We start from the raw sequence: 19,081 nt of genomic DNA, 5'->3' as shown, positions 1-19,081 counted from the left end.
GGTCCGGGGCAGTCCCCGGACCGGGCGCTTCCGCGGCGGCTAGCCCTCGCGGATCAGCTCTGCGACGTAGTCGACGTCTTTGTCGCCGCGCCCGGAGAGGTTCGCGACGATCACCGCGTCGGCGGGCAGCGTCGGCGCGAGGCGCATCACGTGCGCGAGGGCGTGCGAGGACTCGAGCGCGGGGATGATTCCCTCGATCCGCGACAGGGCGCGGAATGCGGCGAGCGTCTCGGCGTCCGACACCGACACGTACTCGGCGCGGCCGAGCTCGGCGAGGTGCACGTGCTGCGGCCCCACTCCGGGGTAGTCGAGCCCGGAGGCGATCGAGTGCACGGGGGAGGGCTCGCCGTCTGCACCCTGCAGCACTCGCGTGCGCATGCCGTGCAGCGTGCCGGGGGTGCCGAGCGTCATCGTGGCAGCGTGCCGATCGCCGTCGAGACCCTCCCCGCCGGGCTCCACGCCCACGATCCGCACTGACTCATCGGTGAGGAACGCGTCGAACAGGCCCATCGCGTTCGAGCCGCCGCCGACGGAGGCGACGAGCACGTCGGGCAGGCGCCCCTCGGCCTCGAGGATCTGCGCCCGTGCCTCGCGGCCCACCACCGACTGGAAGTCACGCACCATGGAGGGGTACGGGTGCGGCCCAACGACCGACCCGATCGCGAAGAAGTACTCGTCGGGTGCGCCCGCGTACACGGCGAACGCGGAGTCGACGGCCTCCTTGAGCGATCGGCCGCCCTCCTCGACGGTCACCACCGTCGCTCCGAGCAGCTCCATGCGCACCACGTTCGGGTGCTGTTTCGCCACGTCAATCGCGCCCATGTGGATCTCGCACTCGAGGCCCACGAGCGCGGCAGCCGTGGCGAGCGCCACGCCGTGCTGGCCGGCACCGGTCTCTGCGATCAGCTTGGTTTTTCCCATGCGCTTCGCGAGCAGCGCTTCGCCCAGGCAGTGGTTGATCTTGTGGGCGCCCGTGTGGTTGAGGTCCTCGCGCTTGAGGTACACGCGAGCGCCACCGAGCTCGCGGGTGAGGTTTTCGGCGAAGTAGAGCAGCGAGGGGCGGCCGACGTACTTTGAGAGGAGCGCCTGCAGTTCGTCAATGAACTCGGGATCCTGAGAAGCCGTGGCGTACGCGGCCGCCACCTCGGCGATCGGCTCAACCAGGAACGGCGGCAGCGCGGCGCCGCCGAACTCGCCGAAGAACCCGTCGGCGTCGGCGCGGTACGGGGTGGGGTGATCGTGCTGGGTCATGCGTGGGATCCTTCGGGTCTGGCGCCCCTCGCAGACACAAAAACACCGCCTGCGAGGAGGCGGTGTCGGGGTGCATGCGTATGCGAAAGAGTGACCGCCCTAGACGGCCCACCACTGATTCGCTTGTTGCATGGAGCGATTGTAGCACCGGGGGAGGCAGCGAGCGCAAGCCCCCGTGCGCGGGCCGGCGCCCGGGCCGGCGCGGCGGCGGCACCGAGTGGTGCGAGAATAGACGGATGCGGATCGTCTTTGCCGGAACCCCCGAGTTCGCCGTCCCGAGCCTGCGCGCGCTTGTCGCCGCGGGCCACGAGGTGATCGGTGTCATCACCAGGGAGGACGCGCCGCTGGGGCGCAAGCGTGTGCTGACTCCGTCCCCGGTTGCCGCCGCCGCCGAGCAGCTCGGTCTGCCGGTGCTGCGCGCCAACCGCCTGGACGCCGCCGCCACCGAGTGGGTGGCGGAGCGTGCGCCCGAGCTCGGCGTGATTGTCGCGTACGGGGGGCTGGTGCGCGAACCGCTGCTGAGTCTGCCCGCACACGGGTGGATCAACCTGCACTTCTCCGAGCTGCCGCGCTGGCGGGGCGCCGCCCCCGTGCAGCGCGCCCTCGAAGCGGGGGAGCAACAGCTTGGCGTGACCGTCTTCAGGTTGGTCCCCGCACTCGACGCGGGCGACGTGCTCACGCGCGACGCGCGCGAGTTTGCGCCGGGCACGCCCGCCGGCGCGGCGCTCACCGATCTCGCTGAGTTCGGCACCGCGGCAGTGCTCGAGGCGGTCGAGCTGCTCGCGCGCGACCCGGGCGCCGGGGACCCGCAGACCGGCGCTGAGAGCTACGCCCACAAGCTCAGCCGGGAGGACGGTCGCCTCGACCTGAGCCTCGATGCGCGCACGGTGCTCGCGCGCTGGGCGGGGATGACCCCCGAGCCCGGCGCGTACGTGCTCCACGAGGATCAGCCGCTGAAGCTGATCGAGCTGGCCCCGGTGCCCGATGAGGTTGCCGCCACCGCGCACGACGCTGCCGGGGCCACCGCACCCGGCACCGCGCTCCTGGTGGCAGGCACCGCGGTGCTGACCACGGGCGACGGCCTGCTTGCGCTGCGCCGTGTGCAGCCGGCCGGCAAGCCGGCCATGGACGCGGCCGCGTGGTTACGCGGGCGCGATGGACGGGCGGTGCTCGCGTGAGCCCGGCGGATCGCGGCGACCGCGGCGAGAACCAGCGCGGCGGAAACTCGGGCGGCGGCGGGAACTCGCGCGGCGGCGGACATCAGCGCGGCGGGAACGCGCGCGGCGGACAGGGCCGTGGCTCGCAGGCGCGTGGCGCTCAGGGCCGCGGCGACCGGGCCCGGCAGGGCGCTCCGCGCGCCAGGATCTCCGCCGCTCGGCTCGTGGCCTACGACGTGCTCCGAGATGTCGACGAGCGTGAGGCGTACGCGAACCTCGCGCTGCCTTCCCGGATCCGCGACGCAGACCTCGACGGCCGCGACGCGGGCCTCGCCACCGAGCTGGTCGCGGGTGCCCTGCGCTGGCGTGGCCGGTATGACCGGATCATCGAGCTCGCAGCGGGGCGCGCGATCGCCGAGATCGACCCGCGCACCCGCAACGTGCTGCGCCTGGGCGTGCACCAGCTGCTCGGCATGCGGACGGCGGACCACGCCGCGGTGAACGAGAGCGTCGAGCTGCAGCGCCGGGTCGCGAATCAGAACGCGGCCGGATTCGTCAACGGCGTGCTGCGCACCGTGGGGCGGAGCACGAACGAGGAGTGGGACGCGGCGATCTCGGAGGCGGCGCGCACGCCCGACGAGGCGCTCGCCGCACGCACGTCGCACCCCGCGTGGGTATTGCGGGCGCTGCGTGACGCGCTGCGGGCCGAGGGGCGCGAAGCCGAGCTCGCCGCGCTGCTCGCGGCGGACAACGACGCGCCGCGGGTGAGCCTGGCCGTGCTGCCGGGCAGCGAACTCACTCCCGAGGAAGCCGCTGCGGCGATGGCTCCGAGCGACGGCGACGGTTCGCTTGACGATGCCGTGGTGGGCGACGGCGAGGCAGTTCCGGCGCTTCGGGCGGTCGGCCCCTCACCCCTCGGACTTGAGCTCTCGGGTGGCGACCCATCGCGTGCGATTGCCGCGATCCGGGAGCCCGAGGGCGTGGTGCGCGTGCAAGACCAGGGCTCTCAGCTCGCGGCGCTCGCGCTCACGCGCCTGCGTCCCGTCCGGGCGGGTGAGCGCTGGCTCGACCTGTGCGCCGGCCCCGGCGGGAAGACGGCGGTGCTCGGTGCGGAGGCGCTGCTCGGCGGTGCGACCGTTCGCGCCAACGAGGTGTCCGAGCATCGCGCGGAGCTGGTGCGCCGGTCAACGGTCGCGGTATCCGAGGCGGTGGAGGTGGTGTCGCACGACGGCCGGGAGCCCGCCGCGTACGGCGATGAACAGTTCGACCGGATCCTCGTGGACGCCCCCTGCACGGGGCTCGGCGCCCTGCGTCGCCGGCCCGAGGCGCGCTGGCGCAAGCAGCCCTCAGATTTGCCCCAGCTCACCGGGCTGCAGACCGAGCTGCTCGACGCCGCGGTGGCCCACCTGGCCCCCGGCGGGGTCCTCGCCTACGTCACCTGCTCACCGCACCTGGCGGAGACGCGGATCGCGGTGGAGCGGCTGCTCGCACGCACGCCGGGCCTCACCGAGCTCGACGCGCGCGCTGCAATTCGTGGGGTGGCTCGCGGGCAGATCGACATCGCGGGGGAGTCGCTGAGCGCGCAGCTGTGGCCGCACCGGCACGGCACCGATGCGATGTTCGTCGCGCTGTTCACGCGGGAGTAGCCACTGAAATTGAGTGCAGGGAATTCCTTGCACGACTTTTCGCTGGGAACGCACGATATTTCTCTCGCGTGTGAGCGCTGATCGACCTACGCTGTGCGTATGGACGAGCACGCGGCTCGGCCGCTCAGCGCAGCCGGCGCCGAGCCGCCACCCGGCGAATCTCCGTCACCCGACGCAGCACCGCACCCCGGCGCCGCCGGAATGGGGCCGAACACCCGGACCTTTCTGCACGTGCTCGTCAACACGGCGGTCGCCGGACTGACCACGAATTTCCTCTGGTTCGCCGTGGTCTTCTGGGTGTACTTGGAGACGCGGAGCATCCTCGCTACGGGGGTGCTCAGCGGGACCTTCATGATCCTGATCGCCGCGTGCTCAATGTGGTTCGGATCACTGGTCGACCGGATGCGCAAGCAGCGAGTGATGCTGCTCAGCGCCTGGGCCACACTCGCCGCTTTCATTCTCGGCTGCGTGATCTACTTCAGCGTTCCGAGCGAGCAGCTACTGCGGTTCGACGGGCCGTGGTTCTGGGTGTTCAGCCTGATCGTGCTCGCCGGATGCGTGGTCGAACTGCTGCGCTCGCTCGCGCTCTCCACCACGGTCACGCTGCTCGTCCCCGCCGAGCGCCACGCGAACGCGAACGGCCTCGTCGGCACCGTGCAGGGGCTCGCGTTTATCGCGACGAGCGTGTTCAGCGGGCTCTCCGTGGGAATGCTCGGTATGGGCGCCACGATCGTGATCGCGACGGTGTGCGTTGCCGTGCCGCTCGTGCACCTCCACCTCCTGCGGATCCCGGAGCCCGTGGTCGCGCGCGACCCGGGCCGCAGCGCCGTGGACTTCCGCGGCGGCATGGCGGCGCTCCTCGCCGTGCCCGGTCTTCTCGCGCTCGTCATCTTCAGCACGTTCAACAACCTCGCGAGCGGTGCGTTCATGGCGCTGACAGACCCGTACGGCCTCACGATGTTCCCCGTCGAGGTGTGGGGCCTCGTGTTCGGACTCGCGTCCACCGGGTTCGTGATCGGCGGGCTCACCGTCGCCAAGCTCGGTCTCGGCCGAAACCCGATCCGGACCATGCTGATCCTCGTCGGCGTGATTGGGCTCGTCAGCGTCCTGTTCACCATCCGCGAGTGGCCCTGGCTGTTCATCCTGGGCATCTGGGTGTTCATGATGCTCATGCCCGCGGTCGAAGCGGCGGAACAGACCGTGATCCAGCGCGTGGTCCCGTTCGAGAAGCAGGGGCGGGTGTTTGGGCTCGCGATGACGTTCGAGGCGGCCGCAGCCCCCATCACCGCGCTGCTGATCGCGCCGACAGCGGAGTTTTGGATCGTGCCCTACCTCGGGAGTCCCGAGGGACAGCGGGAGTGGGGGTGGCTCCTCGGGGAGGGTGAGAGCCGCGGGATTGGCTTCATCTTCGTGTGGACCGGGATTGCGATGATCGTGCTCGCCGGCGGTGCGGCGCTCACCCGGTCCTATCGCACCCTGTCGCGGAGCTACGCGGCGGCGAGCCCGTCAGCCGCGGGCGGGGCGGCGGGGGACAGCGCCCCCGCCGGGTAGCCCGCTACTCCCACACCACGACTGGCTTCTCGTCCGAGAAGTCCACGTAGGGGACCAGCGCGTACGTGGTCGTCTCCACCTGCTCCGGTTTCTTCGTATTGCCCGAGGTCGCCTGCACCGTGGTCTCGGCGGTCAGGAACATGTCGCGGCCGGACACCACCGAGGGGGCCTCATAGCTCGCCACCGGGGTCACCGACTTGAGGAGCGCCTGATCCGTGACGGAGAGGGACCGCTTCACGGTGCCCTCGACCGGCACGGGGCCGTAGAGCGAGTCCTCCGACACCTCGAATCCGCACGGCGTCAGCAGCGTGTCAAGCGCGAGGCACTCCTCGACCGAATCGCTCACGAGCGAGCGAAACACCTCCGTGGCCTCGGGCGTGAGCTCCGGCTTCACCTCGTAGAGGGCCTCGGCGTCGCTTGAATCAACCAGGGTGAACAGATCCGAATCGGTGCTGAGACCGAACTCCTCGGTCTCGACCCCCAGCTGGTAGACGCCGGGAAACAGCGCCACCGAGCCACCAATCGCGGCCTCGCCGTTGAACGTCAGCCCGAGCCCCTCAAAGCCGTAGACGGAGACCCGCACCAGCGCGTCCTCAAGCTCCCACGAGTCCGAATAGTCCCAGAGCCTAAACTCCCGGGTCACCGGCGTATCTCCCAGGGAGAACGAGGCCGTGGCCACGAGCACGCTGCCGTAGCCCATGTCGTCCGCCACAGCGGGGGCGACCGAGATGTCGGAGATCGGCGCACGCTTCAGCGACTCCGCGAGAACGTCATCGTTCAGCATCGTGTCGGACGCGGAACCCCCGGCGAGCTTGCGGGCGGTGGTCGCGTCCCCGGCTGCAAGGGCCGTGAGGTACTCCTCGACCGCCGCGCTCGCCGCCGCCGCGGTCTCGGGCGACACGCTCGAGCTCGAGCCGCCAGAGCCCGACCCCGCGATGCGCCCGACGCTGCGATCGAACAGCGCGCCGAGGGCGAACAAGCCCCCCACGATCATGAGGAGCACCACTGCGCCGGCAACGATGCCGATGATCGCACCGGTGGGGAGACCGCGCTTGGGCGCGGGCGAGTACGGGGTGCCGGGCGAGAACTGCTGGGGGTGAGTCGCTTGCGCGGGATCCGCGGAGGGGTACTGCGCGTACTGCTGCTGCGCGTACTGCTGCTGCTGCTGCGGCTGCGCGTACTGCTGCGGCTGCTGCTGCTGTGGCTGCGGCTGCGCGTACTGCGGCGGCTGCTGCTGCTGTGGCTGCGGCTGCGCGTACTGCGGCGGCTGGCCGTAGTGCGGGGCCTGCCGGCTCGGATCCTGCGGCCAGACCTGCTGATACTGCTGAGAGTGCTCTTGCGGCCAAGCCTGCTGATACTGCTGGGGATGCTCTTGCGGCCAGGCCTCCTCGGGCGGCGCGACCTGCTGCGGAATCGGCGGCGCGTACCGCGGCGCATCGGGGGCCGGGGCCGTGCTCGCGGGATCGGTGCTCGCGGGATCGGTGCCCGCGGGGTCCGTGCCCGCGGGGGCCTCGCCCTGCTGGTCTGGCTGAGCGTTCTCGGGGAGTTCAGGCGATCCGGTCATACCCCCACCCTACGGACTCAGCGGGCTGCGAGGACCCGGTCTGCTCAACTTGAGTGCGTGGCCTAGAATTATGTGGTGACCGCGCAGCGCATCAACCCGAGTATCTTGTCCGCCGATTTCGTGAACCTGCAGGCCGAGCTGGAGGCGATCCGCACCGCCGACCTCGTCCACGTTGACGTGATGGACAACCATTTTGTCCCCAACCTCACGATGGGGCCGCCGATCGTTGAGCGGATCCAGGCGGTGTCTCCGGTGCCGCTCGATGTGCACCTCATGATCTCCGACGCGGATCGCTGGGCGCCGGGGTATGCCGAGCTGGGCGCGTACTCGGTGACGTTCCACGCTGAGGCGGCCGCGGACCCGGTCGCGCTGGCGCGCCGGATCCGCGACATCGGCGCGCGCGCGGGCATCGCGCTGAAGCCCGGCACCGATCCCGAGCCGTACCTTGAGTTGCTCCCCGAGTTTGACCAGGTGCTCGTGATGACCGTCGAGCCCGGGTTCGGCGGCCAGTCGTTCATGGCCGACATGATGCCGAAGCTGCGCCGCTTCGCGGACGCCAAGGCCAAGCTCGGTCTTGACCTCTGGTTGCAGGTCGACGGCGGAATTACGGTCGACACGATCGGCATTGCGGCCGAGGCCGGCGCAGACACCTTCGTCGCCGGATCCGCGGTGTATGGCGGGGTACCGGAGACGCGGATCGCGGAGCTCCGCGCCGCAGCGGCGACCCACGCGCACTGAGCCGCGCGCGAAACCCGGTAGTGTAGAACCGTGAAATCCTTCGACTCGCTCTTCGCTGAGCTTTCCGAGAAGGCCGCAACCCGGCCCGAGGGGAGCGACACTGTGGCGCGCCTCGACGCTGGCATCCACTCGATCGGAAAGAAGATCGTTGAGGAGGCCGCCGAGGTCTGGATGGCCGCGGAGCACGAGACGGACGCCGAGTGCGCTGAGGAAATCAGCCAGCTGCTCTACCACCTGCAGGTGCTCATGCTCGCGAAGGGCCTGACCCTTGAGGACGTATACACGCATCTGTAGCGTCGGCGCCCCTTCGTGCGCCGACGCTTGCCGCTGACCTCTCATCACCCGGCACGCTGCAGATTCGGCTGCCACCACGGAAGGAACCCCTCCACCATGCTTCGCATCGCCGTCCCCAATAAGGGATCACTCTCTGAGATCGCCGCCGAGATGCTCACGGAGGCCGGCTACTCCGGGCGCCGCGACAGCCGCAAGCTGGTCCACGCCGACACGCGCAACGACGTCGAGTTCTTTTACCTGCGGCCCCGCGACATCGCGACCTATGTTGGTTCGGGCGCGCTCGACGTCGGCATTACCGGGCGCGATCTGCTGCTCGACTCCGGCTCCCCGGCCACCGAGGTTGCGTCGCTCGAGTTTGGCGACTCGACGTTCAGGTTCGCCGCTCCCGCAGGGGCGGACATCACGGAGCTGTCGCACCTCGCCGGAAAGAGGATCGCAACCAGCTACCCGCAGCTTGTCGACGACTTCCTTCGCGCCCGCGGCGTCGAGTCGGTGCTCGTCAAGCTCGACGGCGCGGTCGAGTCTGCGGTGCAGCTCGGTGTTGCCGACGCGGTGGCAGACGTGGTGTCCACGGGAGCAACGCTGCGCGCCGCCGGGCTCGCGATCTTCGGGCCGGTGATCCTCGAGTCGACAGCTGTGCTGATTGGCGGGCCGAACGAGCACCCCGGCATTGAGCGGCTGCTCCGCCGCCTGCGCGGCGTGCTCGTGGCGCGGAAGTACGTGCTCATGGACTACGACCTGCCGGCAGACCAGCTCGAGGCCGCGTCGCGGGTCGCCGGGGGGATGGAATCTCCCACGGTGTCGCCGCTGAAGGACGAGCGCTGGGTTGCGGTGCGCGTCATGGTGCGCGCCGATGAGGCGAACTCGATCATGGACGAGCTGTACGACCTCGGCGCGCGCGCGATCCTGGTCACGCCGATCCACGCTGCGCGGCTGTAGCGGAGGCCGGACCATGAGCCTCGCAACACGAGTCATTCCCTGCCTCGACGTGGCCGCCGGCCGCGTCGTCAAGGGCGTCAACTTTCTCAACCTGCGCGACGCCGGCGACCCGGTCGAGCTTGCGGCGCGCTACGCGGAGCAGGGCGCCGACGAGCTCACCTTCCTCGACGTCACCGCGACGGTCGATGATCGTGCAACCACCTACGACGTGGTGCAGCGCACCGCGGAGCAGGTATTCATTCCGCTCACGGTCGGTGGCGGCGTGCGCAGCGCCGAGGACGTGGCGCGGCTGCTCGGGGTGGGCGCCGACAAGGTGGGCATCAACAGTGGCGCGATTGCCCGGCCAGAGGTGATCGGGGAGATCGCGGATCGCTTTGGCGCCCAGGTGCTCGTGCTCTCGCTTGACGTGCGACGCAGTGCGCGCATGCCCTCCGGCTTCGTGGTGACCACGCACGGTGGGAAGCGTGAGACCGATCTCGACGCGATCGCGTGGTGTCGCGAGGCGGTTGAGCGCGGTGCCGGTGAGCTGCTCGTCAACTCGATGGACGCCGACGGCACCCAGGACGGCTTCGACCTCGAACTCACCCGGCTGGTGCGCGAGGCTGCCGAGGTTCCCATGATCGCGTCTGGTGGCGCGGGAGAGCTCGGGCACTTCGCCCCGGCGGTCGACGCGGGTGCCGACGCGGTTCTCGCGGCGTCGGTGTTCCACTACAACAAGTTCACGATCGGCGAGGTGAAGCGCGCGCTCGCCGATGCCGGTCACGTGGTGCGGCTGCCCGGCGGCTCACCGACCGAGGGGAGCGCCGCATGAGCACGGTCGATCCTGTTCCGAGTGAGATCGTGTTTGGCGCGGACGGCCTGCTGCCCGCGATCATCCAGGACGACACCTCCGGCGAAGTGCTGATGCTCGCGTGGATGGACCACGAGGCGCTGCGGCGCACACTCACGTCCGGGCGGGTGACCTTCTGGTCGCGCTCGCGCGGCGAGTACTGGCGCAAGGGCGACACGTCCGGTCACCGGCAGTACGTGCGGAGCGTCGCCCACGATTGCGACGGTGACACGCTGCTCGTGCGCGTGGAGCAGCTCGGCGCTGCCTGCCACACGGGAACCCGGAGCTGCTTCACCGGGCGCGAGATCCCCGCGCTCGTGGGCGACGCGAGCGGGGACGCCGACGCTGTCTGAGCGCTGCCTCCGGGTGCGGCCCAGGAACCCGCGCGCCGCGCGATAGGCTGTGACGGTGACCCTGACGACCACGCGCGAGGCGTTCGACGCCGCGCGACGCACGCACGCCGTTCTTCCCGTCTGTCGAGAGGTATTCGCTGACGCCGATACCCCGGTCGGCATCTACCGCAAGGTGGCAGCTTCCCGGCCCGGGACCTTCCTGCTCGAGTCTGCGGAGCAGGGCGGCGTGTGGACGCGGTTTAGCTTCGTTGGCGCCGGCAGCTTCGGCGTGCTCGGTGAGCGCGGCGGACGCGCGCACTGGGCCCCCGCGCCCGGATCCGCGGTCACCGAAGAACGACTGCTGCCGGGCGGCGTCACCGGCCTCGCGCCGGTGGAGGCGCTGCGCGCAAGCTACGAGCGCTGGCGCGCCCCGCAAGTGCCGGGCCTCCCGCCGCTCGCGAGCGGCTTCGTCGGCTACCTCGGCTGGGAGACCGTGCGCCAGTTCGAGCGGCTGGAGCACGGGCCCGTCGATGGCCCGGGGCTCCCCACGCAGGGCTTGAGCTTCGTCTCCGAGCTCGTGGTGATCGATCACCGCGAGGGCAGCGTCGTGCTGCTCGCGAACGTGCTCAACGACGGCGCCCTTGACGGCGGCGCGCACGCAGCGGACGGGACCCCGGCGGATCCCCCCGCGGGCGCCGCAGCTCCCGCGGACGCCGCCGTGGCCGACGCGCAGTGGCGCGACGCCCAGGACCGCCTTGACGCGCTCCAGGCGGCGCTCTCCGCACCCACCGCGTCGCCCCTCGGGGCTCTCGACCGTGACGCGCTCCCGGATCCGGTGCGGCTCACGAGCACGCCCGAGTACATGGCAGCCGTCGACGCGGCCAAGCGCTTTATCGTCGACGGCGATGTCTTCCAGGTGGTGCCATCGCAGCGCTTTGACCAGCCGTGCGCGGCGGACCCGCTCGACGTGTACCGCGTACTGCGGCACCTGAACCCGAGCCCATACCTGTATCTGCTGCAGCTCGAGGCGGGGGACGGGACCCCGTTCTCCGTGGTGGGTTCGAGCCCCGAAGCTCTCGTGACCGTGCAGGAGAGCGGGCACGTGATGACGCACCCGATCGCAGGCTCTCGGCCGCGCGGCGAGTCAGTCGAGGAAGACCAGCAGCACGAGCGCGACCTCCTCGCCGATGAGAAGGAGCGGGCCGAGCACCTCATGCTCGTTGACCTCGCCCGTAACGACCTGCTGCGCGCCTGCACGCCGGCGTCGGTTGAGGTGACGGAGTTTATGCGGGTGGAGCGCTTCAGCCACATCATGCACATCGTGTCGACCGTTGAGGGGCAGCTCCGCGACGGGCAGACGCCGATTGACGTGTTCCGTGCGACCTTCCCGGCCGGGACGCTCTCGGGGGCCCCGAAGCCGCGCGCCCTCGAGATCATCGACGAGCTCGAACCCGTGCAGCGCGGCGTCTACGGTGGGGTTGTTGGATACTTCGGGCTCGGCGGCGCCGCCGACCTCGCGATCGCGATCCGCACCGCCACCATCAAGGACGGTGTTGCGATGGTGCAGGCCGGCGCCGGGGTGGTCGCTGAGTCGGTGCCCGAAACCGAGGACGCCGAGTGCCGAAGCAAGGCCGCGGCACCGCTTCGCGCAATCGCGATCGCCAACACGCTGCACGAGCTGAAGGGAGCCGACGATGCGCGCTAAACTGCTCTCGCTCGGAGGAGTCGCAATCGCGGGCGGGGGAGCGCTACTCGCCGGCGCGCAGCCCTGGGTGTCGTTCATGCTCGACGGGACCCACGAGGTGGTTGCCGTCACCGGGCACGAGATCAACGCCGCGCTGTCTCCGGTCGCAATCGCGCTCGTCGCGGCGGCGCTCGCGCTCACGATCGCGGGACCGGTGTTCCGGCGTGTGCTTGGCGCGCTCGTCGCGCTGCTCGGTGCCGGCCTGATCGCCCTCAGCGTCGACATCGTCACGGCGCCGCTCAGCGCGGTCTCGGGACGGATCACGGAGATCACCGGAATTGTTGGCGGGGCCAGCACGAGCATGGTGGTCTGGAGTCAGCTCTCCGTCTGGGCGTGGGTGAGTATCGCGGCCGGAGCGGTGGCCGTGCTGCTCGGCCTCGTCGTGCTCGTGTTCGGCGGCCGCTGGGCCGCCGGCGGCCGGAAGTACGACACCACCGGCGCTACCGCGCCGCGATCCGGCGGCACCGACCGGATCTCCGATTGGGACGCGCTGAGCGATGGCGATGACCCCACCGAAGATATCCGCTAGGCTTGAAACGTTCACGCTTGTACAGAGGAGATTCATGAGTACCCAGCACGGAGACCCCGGTCACGGTGATTCGCCCGCCGCATGGACGGCGGTCGTGGTGATGCTGCTTGGCATCGCCGCCGGAACCGTCTTCTTCTTCCTGCACATGTCGACGATGGTGTGGGTCTGCGCCGGCATCGTTGTCGTCGGTGCCCTGCTCGGGTGGGTCCTCTCGAAGGCCGGCTTCGGCGTCAACGGCCCGAAGTACACCCCCAAGACGCACGACTAGCGTGCTCGAGCAACTGCTCGCGGGTTCCCTCGAAGACGCACGCGCCCGCCAAGAGCTTCGGCCCACCGCACAGGTGGAGGCCGAAGCTCTTCGGCGTGCGCCAGCGCTCGACGCCCTCGCGGCGCTCGCCCCGGCAGACCACATGAAGGTGATCGCCGAGGTGAAGCGGGCCAGCCCGTCGCGTGGCGACCTCGCCGAGATCGCCGAGCCGCACACGCTCGCCGCGCAGTACGAGGCCGGCGGCGCGAGCGCGGTGAGCGTGCTCACCGAGGAGCGAAAGTTCAAGGGCTCGCTCGCCGATCTTGAGGCGGTGCGCAAGGCCGTCAGCATCCCGGTGCTACGCAAGGACTTCATCGGCGACGAGTATCAGGTGCTTGAGGCCCGCGCCGCGGGAGCGGACCTGGCCCTGCTCATCGTCGCGGCGCTGCCGCAGGAGCGACTCGTGACGCTGCACGGCATGATCCGGGAGCTGGGGATGACCCCGCTCGTCGAGGCGCACTCCGCTGACGAGGTGGCGCGCGCCGTCGATCTCGGCGCACAGCTGATCGGCGTGAACGCGCGCGACCTGCGCACCTTCGAGCTTGACCGCGACCTCTTCGGCCGCGTCGCCGACCAGATCCCAGCCGGGGCGATCCGCGTGGCCGAGTCGGCCGTGCTGAACGTCGCCGACGTGGAGCACTACCGCGAGGCCGGCGCCGATGTCGTCCTCGTCGGCGAGGCCCTCGTGACCAACGACCCCGTCGCGACGCTGCAGTCTTATCTCAGCGTCTGACCCTGAGGAAGACATGACACAGCAGCCCGAGCCAGCATCGACGCCCGCCGGGGGTGACAGCATCACGAGCCTGCGCGATCAGCACGGACCGTTCTTTGGTGAGTTCGGTGGGCGCTACATGCCCGAGTCGCTCATCGCGGCGATCGACGAGCTCACGGAGGCCTACGCCGAGGCGCAGGCGGATCCAGAGTTCCGCGCGGAGCTCGTTGAGCTGCTTGAGTCGTACGCCGGGCGGCCCTCGCCGATCACCGAGGTGCCGCGGTTCGCGGAGCACGCCGGTGGGGCGCGCGTCTTCCTCAAGCGCGAGGATCTCAACCACACGGGCTCGCACAAGATTAACAACGTGCTCGGCCAAGCACTGCTCACCAAGCGGCTCGGCAAAAAGCGCGTCATTGCCGAGACCGGGGCTGGGCAGCACGGTGTCGCCACGGCGACCGCCGCCGCACTCTTCGGCCTTGAGTGCACCGTCTACATGGGCGAGGTCGACACTGAGCGGCAGGCACTCAACGTGGCCCGCATGCGCCTGCTCGGCGCAGAGGTGATCCCGGTGCGCGCCGGATCGCGCACCCTGAAGGACGCGATCAACGAGGCGTACCGCGACTGGGTCGCCACCGTGGATCACACCAACTACATCTTCGGCACCGCGGCAGGCCCGCACCCGTTCCCCGCCATGGTGCGCGATTTCCAGCGCATCATCTCGGAGGAAGCGCGCGCGCAGCTCCTCGACCGCGTGGGGCGGCTCCCGGACGCCGTGGTCGCCTGCGTCGGCGGCGGCTCGAACGCGATCGGCATGTTCGACGCGTTCCTCGACGACGCCGACGTCAAGATCTTCGGCGTCGAGGCCGCTGGCGACGGTGTCGACACCGACCGCCACGCCGCCTCAATTGAGCGCGGCCGACCCGGGATCCTCCACGGCGCGAAGACCTACGTGCTGCAGGACGAGGACGGGCAGACGATTGAGTCGCACTCGATCTCGGCGGGGCTCGACTACCCGGGCGTGGGCCCGGAGCACGCGTGGCTTGCAGACATCGGCCGCGTGACGTACATCCCCGCAACCGACGACGAGGCGATGCAGGCGCTGCGCCTGCTGAGCCGCACCGAGGGCATCATTCCCGCAATCGAGTCCTCGCACGCGCTCGCGGGGGCGCAGCGGCTCGGCCGCGAGCTCGGGTCAGACGCGGTGATCGTGGTGTGCCTCTCGGGCCGCGGCGATAAGGACATGGCAACGGCGGGCCGCTACTTCGGTCTGCTCGACGGCGACGCGGGGGTTGAAGGATGAGCGGCACCGCTTCGAGTGTGGCTGAAGCGATCCGTGCGGCGAAGGCCGAGCGTCGGGGCGCCCTGATCGGCTACCTCCCGGTCGGCTTCCCTGATCTCGACACGAGCATCGAGGCGGCCATTGCAATGGCGCGCGCCGGCGCCGACGTGCTCGAGCTCGGCGTTCCCTACTCAGACCCGGTCATGGACGGTTCCGTGATTCAGGAGGCGACCCAGACCGCGCTCGCGGACGGGTTTCGCGTGGCGCACGTCTTCGAGGCGGTGCGCCGCGTACGCGAGGCAGTGGACGTGCCCGTGCTCGTGATGACCTACTGGAACCCGGTGCTTCAGTACGGCGTCGAGCGCTTCGCCGCCGACCTCGCCGCCGCCGGCGGTGCCGGGCTGATCACGCCCGACATCACCCCGGACGCGGCCGCGGACTGGATCGAGATCAGCGAGCGCCACGGCCTCGACCGTGTCTTCCTCGCGGCCCCGAGCTCGAGCGACGCGCGCCTGCGCCTCGTTGCCGAGTCGAGCACCGGCTTCATCTACACGGTGTCGACCATGGGGATCACGGGGGAGCGGGCGCAGCTCGACGCCGCCGCCCGCGGCCTCACCGAGCGCCTGCGCGCGCAGGGTGCCGACCTCGCGTGCGTGGGCATCGGGATTTCGACCGCAGAGCAGGTCGCGGCAGCACTCGACTACGCCGACGGCGCCATCGTGGGCACCGCGTTCGTGCGCGCGCTTCGTGACGGCGGAGTACCGCAGCTCGCGGACACCGTGCGTCAGATCGCCGCGGGAACCGCCCCGCGCTAGGATTACATCAACGCTCGTGCTCGTTCGGCGCGGGACCCCAAGCAGCTTCCAGCGGTCATGCCGCAGGCGAAAGAGGAGTGAATGATTCTCCCAATGAGTATCCCGAGCCCTGAGATGCAGTTTCTCCAGATCGGGCCGCTGCGGATCTACTTTTACGCGCTCTGCATCATCGTGGGCATTGTGCTCGCGGCGATCTGGACGGCGCGCCGCATTGGCCAGCGCGGCGGCGAACGCGGTGCGGTCTTCGACTTCGTGGTCTGGTCGCTCGTGCTCGGCATCGTGGGCGCGCGCCTCTACCACGTGGTCACCCACTGGGGTGACTACTTCGGGGCCGGCAAGAACCCGCTCGAGATCCTCGCGTTCTGGAACGGCGGCATCGCCATCTTCGGCGCGCTCATCGGCGGCGGTATCGGTGTCCTGATCGCCTCGCGCATCTCGGGCATCCGCTTCTGGTCGTTCGCCGACGCGCTCGTTCCCGGCCTTCTGCTCGCGCAGGCGGTTGGACGCCTCGGCAACTGGTTCAACCACGAGCTCTTCGGCGGCCCGACCACGCAGCCCTGGGGCCTCGAGATTGAGTCAAGCAACCCGGCGTTCCCCATCGGCCTGCCCGAGGGCACGCTGTTCCACCCCACCTTCCTCTACGAGGCGCTGTGGAACATTCTCGGCATCGTTGTGCTGCTCGCGATCGAGCGCAAGTGGCGCCCGCGCTGGGGCACCTTCTTCGCGATGTACCTCGTCTGGTACGGCCTCGGTCGCGCGTTCACCGAGTCGCTCCGCGTCGATCCCAGCCTGCTCTTCCTCGGGATCCGCACGAACGTGCTCGCCGCGCTCCTCGCCGCCGTCCTCGGCGTCATCATCTTCTTCGTGCAGCGCAAGCGTCACGTCGGCATTGAGAACACGGTGTACCTGCCGGGTCGCAGCAACCCGCTTGACTCGGTGCTGCGCGACACCGCCAACCCCGACGAGTTCTTCCACATCATCGACCGTGGCGATGCCGCCCCCGCGGAGCAGCCGGAGCCCACGGAGGCCGCCGCAGACGGCGCCGCCGATGCGCCGGCGGCAGCCACGCCGGCCGGAGCCACCGAGTCCTCGAAGTCCGTCTAACGCAAGGAGTGCAGATGCGCCACGCCAAGATCGTTGCAACCTGGGGGCCCGCGGTCTCCAGCTACGACCACACGCTCGAACTTATCCGGGCGGGTGTCAACGTGGCGCGGCTCAACATGTCGCACGGCACGTACAACGTGCACGAGGGGATCTACCGCAACATTCGACGCGCGGAGATCGAGGTCGGGCGACCGATCGCGGTGCTCGCAGACCTGCAGGGCCCCAAGATCCGGCTCGGCAAGTTTGAGGGCGGACCGTACGAGCTCGCGGTGGGCGACGAGTTTGCGATCACCACGCGCGACATTGTGGGAACGCGCGAGATCTGCGGCACGACCCACAAGGGGCTCCCCGGCGACGTGCGCCCCGGCGATCCGCTGCTGGTCGACGACGGCAAGGTCGGGCTGCGCGCGGTTCGCGTGACCGAGGACACCGTGTACACCACGGTCGAGGTGCCGGGTGCCGTGTCGAACAACAAGGGCATCAACCTGCCCGGCGTCGCGGTCAACGTCCCCGCTCTGTCCGAGAAGGACGAGCAGGACCTGCGCTGGGCGCTTGCGCTCGGGGCCGACTACATCGCGCTGTCGTTCGTGCGCGACGCCGCAGACATCACCCGGGTCCACGAGATCATGGACGAGGAGGGCTTCCGCCTCCCCGTGATCGCGAAGATCGAGAAACCCCAGGCGGTCGACAACCTCGAGGAGATCGTCGCGGCGTTCGATGGCATCATGGTCGCCCGCGGCGACCTGGGCGTCGAGATGCCCCTTGAGCGCGTGCCCGTGGTGCAGGCCGAGGCCGTCGCGCTCGCGCGACGCAACGCCAAGCCGGTCATCGTGGCCACGCAGGTGCTGGAGTCGATGATCGAGAACCCCCGGCCCACGCGCGCCGAGGCCTCCGACTGCGCAAACGCCGTGCTCGACGGCGCCGACGCCGTGATGCTCTCGGGCGAGACCAGCGTTGGTGCGTACCCCGTGGAGGCCGTCGCGACGATGGCGCGCATCATCGAGTCGACCGAGGAGCACGCACTCGACCGGATCGAGCCCCTCGGGGCCGAGCCGCGCACGCAGGGTGGCGCACTCACGCTCGCCGCCTCAGAGGTCGCCGACTTTATCGGCGCGCGCTACATCTGCGTCTTCACCGAGTCGGGCGACACCGTGCGTCGCATGTCCCGGCTGCGCCGGCCGATCCCGATCATCGGGTTCACGCCGGACCCCGAGACCCGCCGCCGCATGGAGCTCACCTGGGGCGCGCGCAGCTATCTGGTGCCGCGCGTCGACAGCACCGACGAGATGTTCGGCCAGGCAGACGAGCTGCTGCTTGAGCACTCGCGCGCGGAGATCGGCGACAAAGTCGTGATCATCGCCGGATCGCCTCCCGGGATCGTGGGCACCACGAACACGCTGCGGATCCACCGCATGGGCGAGACGAGCGGCAAGCTGCCCGAGGCGGGGCCCCGCAAGCACACGCTCGGCCGCGGTTCCGCGCCCACGGCGTAGGCTCCCGGCGCCGTGTGAGCCCGAGCACCACAGAGCTGGTGTTCGGGCTTACCCGGTGGTGCTGCTCCCGCTCCAGACCTCGCTTGTGCTCTCCGCCTTCGAGTATCCTGTGGGTATGACACAGCGACTCGGAAACAAGGCTGGGCTCGGCATGGTGGCGCTGTGCCTCACACTCGGTATGGGTCTTGTGGGCTGCGCGCCCGAGCCCGGGTCTCCGGAAGTGTCCGCAACTCCGGACGCGCCCGGTCAGTCTGCGACGCCGCCGGGACCCTCGGCGTCACCCACGGCAACGCCTACGCCGTCTCCAGCGGCGAGCGCGGCTCCGATCTCCATTCCAGAGTGCGCGGTACTCGTTACTGAGTCGCAGGCTCGTGAGTTCGCGGGTCTCCCGGCGTATGCGCCCGTCGACGCCGCAACCGCGTCGAACCTGCGCACGCTTGCGCTTGAGCGGGTCCTTGGCCCCGCGTCGGTCACCGCGCTCGGTGACGCCGCGCACTCAGTGCACTGTGCTTGGGGGATTCCGAACAGCGGGGCCGTCACGCAGCTGTTCGTTTCGTCTCTCGATCAGTCGACGATGGAAACCCTCCGCGCCGAGCTCGATGCGTCCGCGTTCATACGAGGTGAGGACGGCGATGTCGTCACATACACGCTCTCGGAGGAGGGCGGAATCAGCCCGATGCACCAGTTCTTTGCATTCCGGGGGACTGTTTGGGTCATCGAGATTGGTTCGTTGCCCGACACCGGCTTCGGCCGTGCCGCCCTCGCGGTCGCGACAGCGGCATCCTGATCCCGTTCGG

At 70.0% G+C, this 19,081-nt stretch carries 19 protein-coding genes; 17 read left to right on the top strand and 2 right to left on the bottom strand.

Going from position 1 to position 19,081, the window contains the following annotated elements; genetic code table 11:
• Nucleotides 1–39: 39 nt before the first annotated feature.
• Nucleotides 40–1,251, bottom strand: a complete 1,212-nt coding sequence (trpB, locus tag EV139_RS14455; RefSeq protein WP_130455312.1) for a tryptophan synthase subunit beta — start codon at nucleotides 1,249–1,251, stop codon at nucleotides 40–42.
• Between the two features lie 236 nt (nucleotides 1,252–1,487).
• On the opposite strand from trpB (EV139_RS14455), the gene EV139_RS14450 reads away from it, so the two are divergent.
• The 3 genes from EV139_RS14450 (at nucleotide 1,488) to EV139_RS14440 (ending at nucleotide 5,605) form a co-directional block, all read left to right on the top strand.
• The gene (locus EV139_RS14450; protein WP_130455310.1) at nucleotides 1,488–2,429 is read left to right on the top strand and encodes a methionyl-tRNA formyltransferase; all 942 of its coding nucleotides are present in this window, start codon (nucleotides 1,488–1,490) and stop codon (nucleotides 2,427–2,429) included.
• A 185-nt stretch (nucleotides 2,430–2,614) separates the two neighbouring features.
• Nucleotides 2,615–4,054 (top strand): RsmB/NOP family class I SAM-dependent RNA methyltransferase, encoded by a 1,440-nt coding sequence (locus EV139_RS14445; RefSeq protein ID WP_130455460.1) that lies wholly within the window; start codon nucleotides 2,615–2,617, stop codon nucleotides 4,052–4,054.
• A gap of 99 nt (nucleotides 4,055–4,153) precedes the next feature.
• Nucleotides 4,154–5,605, top strand: a complete 1,452-nt coding sequence (locus EV139_RS14440) for an MFS transporter (protein WP_420029125.1) — start codon at nucleotides 4,154–4,156, stop codon at nucleotides 5,603–5,605.
• Between the two features lie 4 nt (nucleotides 5,606–5,609).
• On the opposite strand, the gene EV139_RS14435 is transcribed toward EV139_RS14440, so the two are convergent.
• On the bottom strand, nucleotides 5,610–7,169 hold the full coding sequence (locus EV139_RS14435) for a hypothetical protein (protein WP_130455308.1): 1,560 nt from the start codon (nucleotides 7,167–7,169) through the stop codon (nucleotides 5,610–5,612).
• Between the two features lie 75 nt (nucleotides 7,170–7,244).
• Here EV139_RS14435 and rpe point away from each other — a divergent pair, with 75 nt between their 5' ends.
• The 14 genes from rpe (at nucleotide 7,245) to EV139_RS14365 (ending at nucleotide 19,071) form a co-directional block, all read left to right on the top strand.
• Nucleotides 7,245–7,907 carry a ribulose-phosphate 3-epimerase gene (gene rpe / locus EV139_RS14430; RefSeq protein ID WP_130455306.1) on the top strand — a complete coding sequence of 221 codons (663 nt, stop codon included), beginning with the start codon at nucleotides 7,245–7,247 and terminating at the stop codon, nucleotides 7,905–7,907.
• Between the two features lie 30 nt (nucleotides 7,908–7,937).
• Nucleotides 7,938–8,201 (top strand): phosphoribosyl-ATP diphosphatase, encoded by a 264-nt coding sequence (locus EV139_RS14425; protein WP_130455304.1) that lies wholly within the window; start codon nucleotides 7,938–7,940, stop codon nucleotides 8,199–8,201.
• 96 nt (nucleotides 8,202–8,297) lie between these two features.
• Nucleotides 8,298–9,140 (top strand): ATP phosphoribosyltransferase, encoded by an 843-nt coding sequence (gene hisG / locus EV139_RS14420; RefSeq protein ID WP_130455302.1) that lies wholly within the window; start codon nucleotides 8,298–8,300, stop codon nucleotides 9,138–9,140.
• Nucleotides 9,141–9,153: 13 nt separating this feature from the next.
• Complete coding sequence (gene hisF / locus EV139_RS14415) at nucleotides 9,154–9,951, top strand: imidazole glycerol phosphate synthase subunit HisF (protein ID WP_130455300.1); 798 nt, start codon at nucleotides 9,154–9,156, stop codon at nucleotides 9,949–9,951.
• Entirely contained in the window at nucleotides 9,948–10,322 is a 375-nt protein-coding gene (gene hisI / locus EV139_RS14410) for a phosphoribosyl-AMP cyclohydrolase (protein ID WP_130455298.1), read from the top strand. Before hisF ends, hisI begins: the two co-directional genes overlap by 4 nt.
• A gap of 55 nt (nucleotides 10,323–10,377) precedes the next feature.
• Nucleotides 10,378–12,006: an anthranilate synthase component I gene (locus EV139_RS14405; protein ID WP_130455296.1), complete on the top strand. Its 1,629-nt coding sequence runs from the start codon at nucleotides 10,378–10,380 to the stop codon at nucleotides 12,004–12,006.
• Nucleotides 11,996–12,574, top strand: coding sequence for a Trp biosynthesis-associated membrane protein (locus EV139_RS14400; RefSeq protein ID WP_130455294.1), 579 nt, complete (start codon nucleotides 11,996–11,998; stop codon nucleotides 12,572–12,574). The genes EV139_RS14405 and EV139_RS14400 overlap by 11 nt, the downstream gene beginning before the upstream one ends.
• A gap of 34 nt (nucleotides 12,575–12,608) precedes the next feature.
• Entirely contained in the window at nucleotides 12,609–12,842 is a 234-nt protein-coding gene (locus tag EV139_RS14395; RefSeq protein WP_130455292.1) for a DUF6704 family protein, read from the top strand.
• Between the two features lies 1 nt (nucleotide 12,843).
• On the top strand, nucleotides 12,844–13,614 hold the full coding sequence (gene trpC, locus EV139_RS14390) for an indole-3-glycerol phosphate synthase TrpC (RefSeq protein WP_130455290.1): 771 nt from the start codon (nucleotides 12,844–12,846) through the stop codon (nucleotides 13,612–13,614).
• A gap of 13 nt (nucleotides 13,615–13,627) precedes the next feature.
• A complete protein-coding gene (gene trpB / locus EV139_RS14385; protein WP_130455288.1) occupies nucleotides 13,628–14,893 on the top strand; it encodes a tryptophan synthase subunit beta in 1,266 nt (421 codons plus the stop codon).
• Nucleotides 14,890–15,687: a tryptophan synthase subunit alpha gene (gene trpA, locus EV139_RS14380; protein ID WP_130455287.1), complete on the top strand. Its 798-nt coding sequence runs from the start codon at nucleotides 14,890–14,892 to the stop codon at nucleotides 15,685–15,687. Before trpB (EV139_RS14385) ends, trpA begins: the two co-directional genes overlap by 4 nt.
• An 81-nt stretch (nucleotides 15,688–15,768) precedes the next feature.
• Nucleotides 15,769–16,791: a prolipoprotein diacylglyceryl transferase gene (lgt, locus tag EV139_RS14375; protein WP_130455285.1), complete on the top strand. Its 1,023-nt coding sequence runs from the start codon at nucleotides 15,769–15,771 to the stop codon at nucleotides 16,789–16,791.
• A gap of 14 nt (nucleotides 16,792–16,805) precedes the next feature.
• Entirely contained in the window at nucleotides 16,806–18,284 is a 1,479-nt protein-coding gene (gene pyk / locus EV139_RS14370) for a pyruvate kinase (protein WP_130455283.1), read from the top strand.
• 115 nt (nucleotides 18,285–18,399) lie between these two features.
• A complete protein-coding gene (locus tag EV139_RS14365) occupies nucleotides 18,400–19,071 on the top strand; it encodes a hypothetical protein (RefSeq protein ID WP_130455281.1) in 672 nt (223 codons plus the stop codon).
• Nucleotides 19,072–19,081 lie beyond the last annotated feature (10 nt).

The sequence above is a fragment of the Leucobacter luti genome (assembly GCF_004217175.1).
In the GTDB taxonomy this organism is placed as follows: Bacteria; Actinomycetota; Actinomycetes; order Actinomycetales; family Microbacteriaceae; genus Leucobacter; species Leucobacter luti.
The sequence above is the reverse complement of the archived record's forward strand: the minus strand, read 5'-3'. Positions and strand labels throughout refer to the sequence as shown.

Excerpts from the sequence above, each read along its gene's own strand:
- EV139_RS14450 (WP_130455310.1), top strand. The coding sequence starts at position 1,488 with ATGCGGATCGTCTTTGCCGGAACCCCCGAGTTCGCCGTCCCGAGCCTG.
- EV139_RS14395 (WP_130455292.1), top strand. The coding sequence starts at position 12,609 with ATGAGTACCCAGCACGGAGACCCCGGTCACGGTGATTCGCCCGCCGCA.
- hisG (WP_130455302.1), top strand. The coding sequence starts at position 8,298 with ATGCTTCGCATCGCCGTCCCCAATAAGGGATCACTCTCTGAGATCGCC.
- lgt (WP_130455285.1), top strand. The coding sequence starts at position 15,769 with ATGATTCTCCCAATGAGTATCCCGAGCCCTGAGATGCAGTTTCTCCAG.
- trpA (WP_130455287.1), top strand. The coding sequence starts at position 14,890 with ATGAGCGGCACCGCTTCGAGTGTGGCTGAAGCGATCCGTGCGGCGAAG.
- pyk (WP_130455283.1), top strand. The coding sequence starts at position 16,806 with ATGCGCCACGCCAAGATCGTTGCAACCTGGGGGCCCGCGGTCTCCAGC.
- EV139_RS14435 (WP_130455308.1), bottom strand. The coding sequence starts at position 7,169 with ATGACCGGATCGCCTGAACTCCCCGAGAACGCTCAGCCAGACCAGCAG.
- trpB (WP_130455312.1), bottom strand. The coding sequence starts at position 1,251 with ATGACCCAGCACGATCACCCCACCCCGTACCGCGCCGACGCCGACGGG.
- EV139_RS14400 (WP_130455294.1), top strand. The coding sequence starts at position 11,996 with ATGCGCGCTAAACTGCTCTCGCTCGGAGGAGTCGCAATCGCGGGCGGG.
- trpB (WP_130455288.1), top strand. The coding sequence starts at position 13,628 with ATGACACAGCAGCCCGAGCCAGCATCGACGCCCGCCGGGGGTGACAGC.
- hisI (WP_130455298.1), top strand. The coding sequence starts at position 9,948 with ATGAGCACGGTCGATCCTGTTCCGAGTGAGATCGTGTTTGGCGCGGAC.
- EV139_RS14365 (WP_130455281.1), top strand. The coding sequence starts at position 18,400 with ATGACACAGCGACTCGGAAACAAGGCTGGGCTCGGCATGGTGGCGCTG.
- EV139_RS14440 (WP_420029125.1), top strand. The coding sequence starts at position 4,154 with ATGGACGAGCACGCGGCTCGGCCGCTCAGCGCAGCCGGCGCCGAGCCG.
- hisF (WP_130455300.1), top strand. The coding sequence starts at position 9,154 with ATGAGCCTCGCAACACGAGTCATTCCCTGCCTCGACGTGGCCGCCGGC.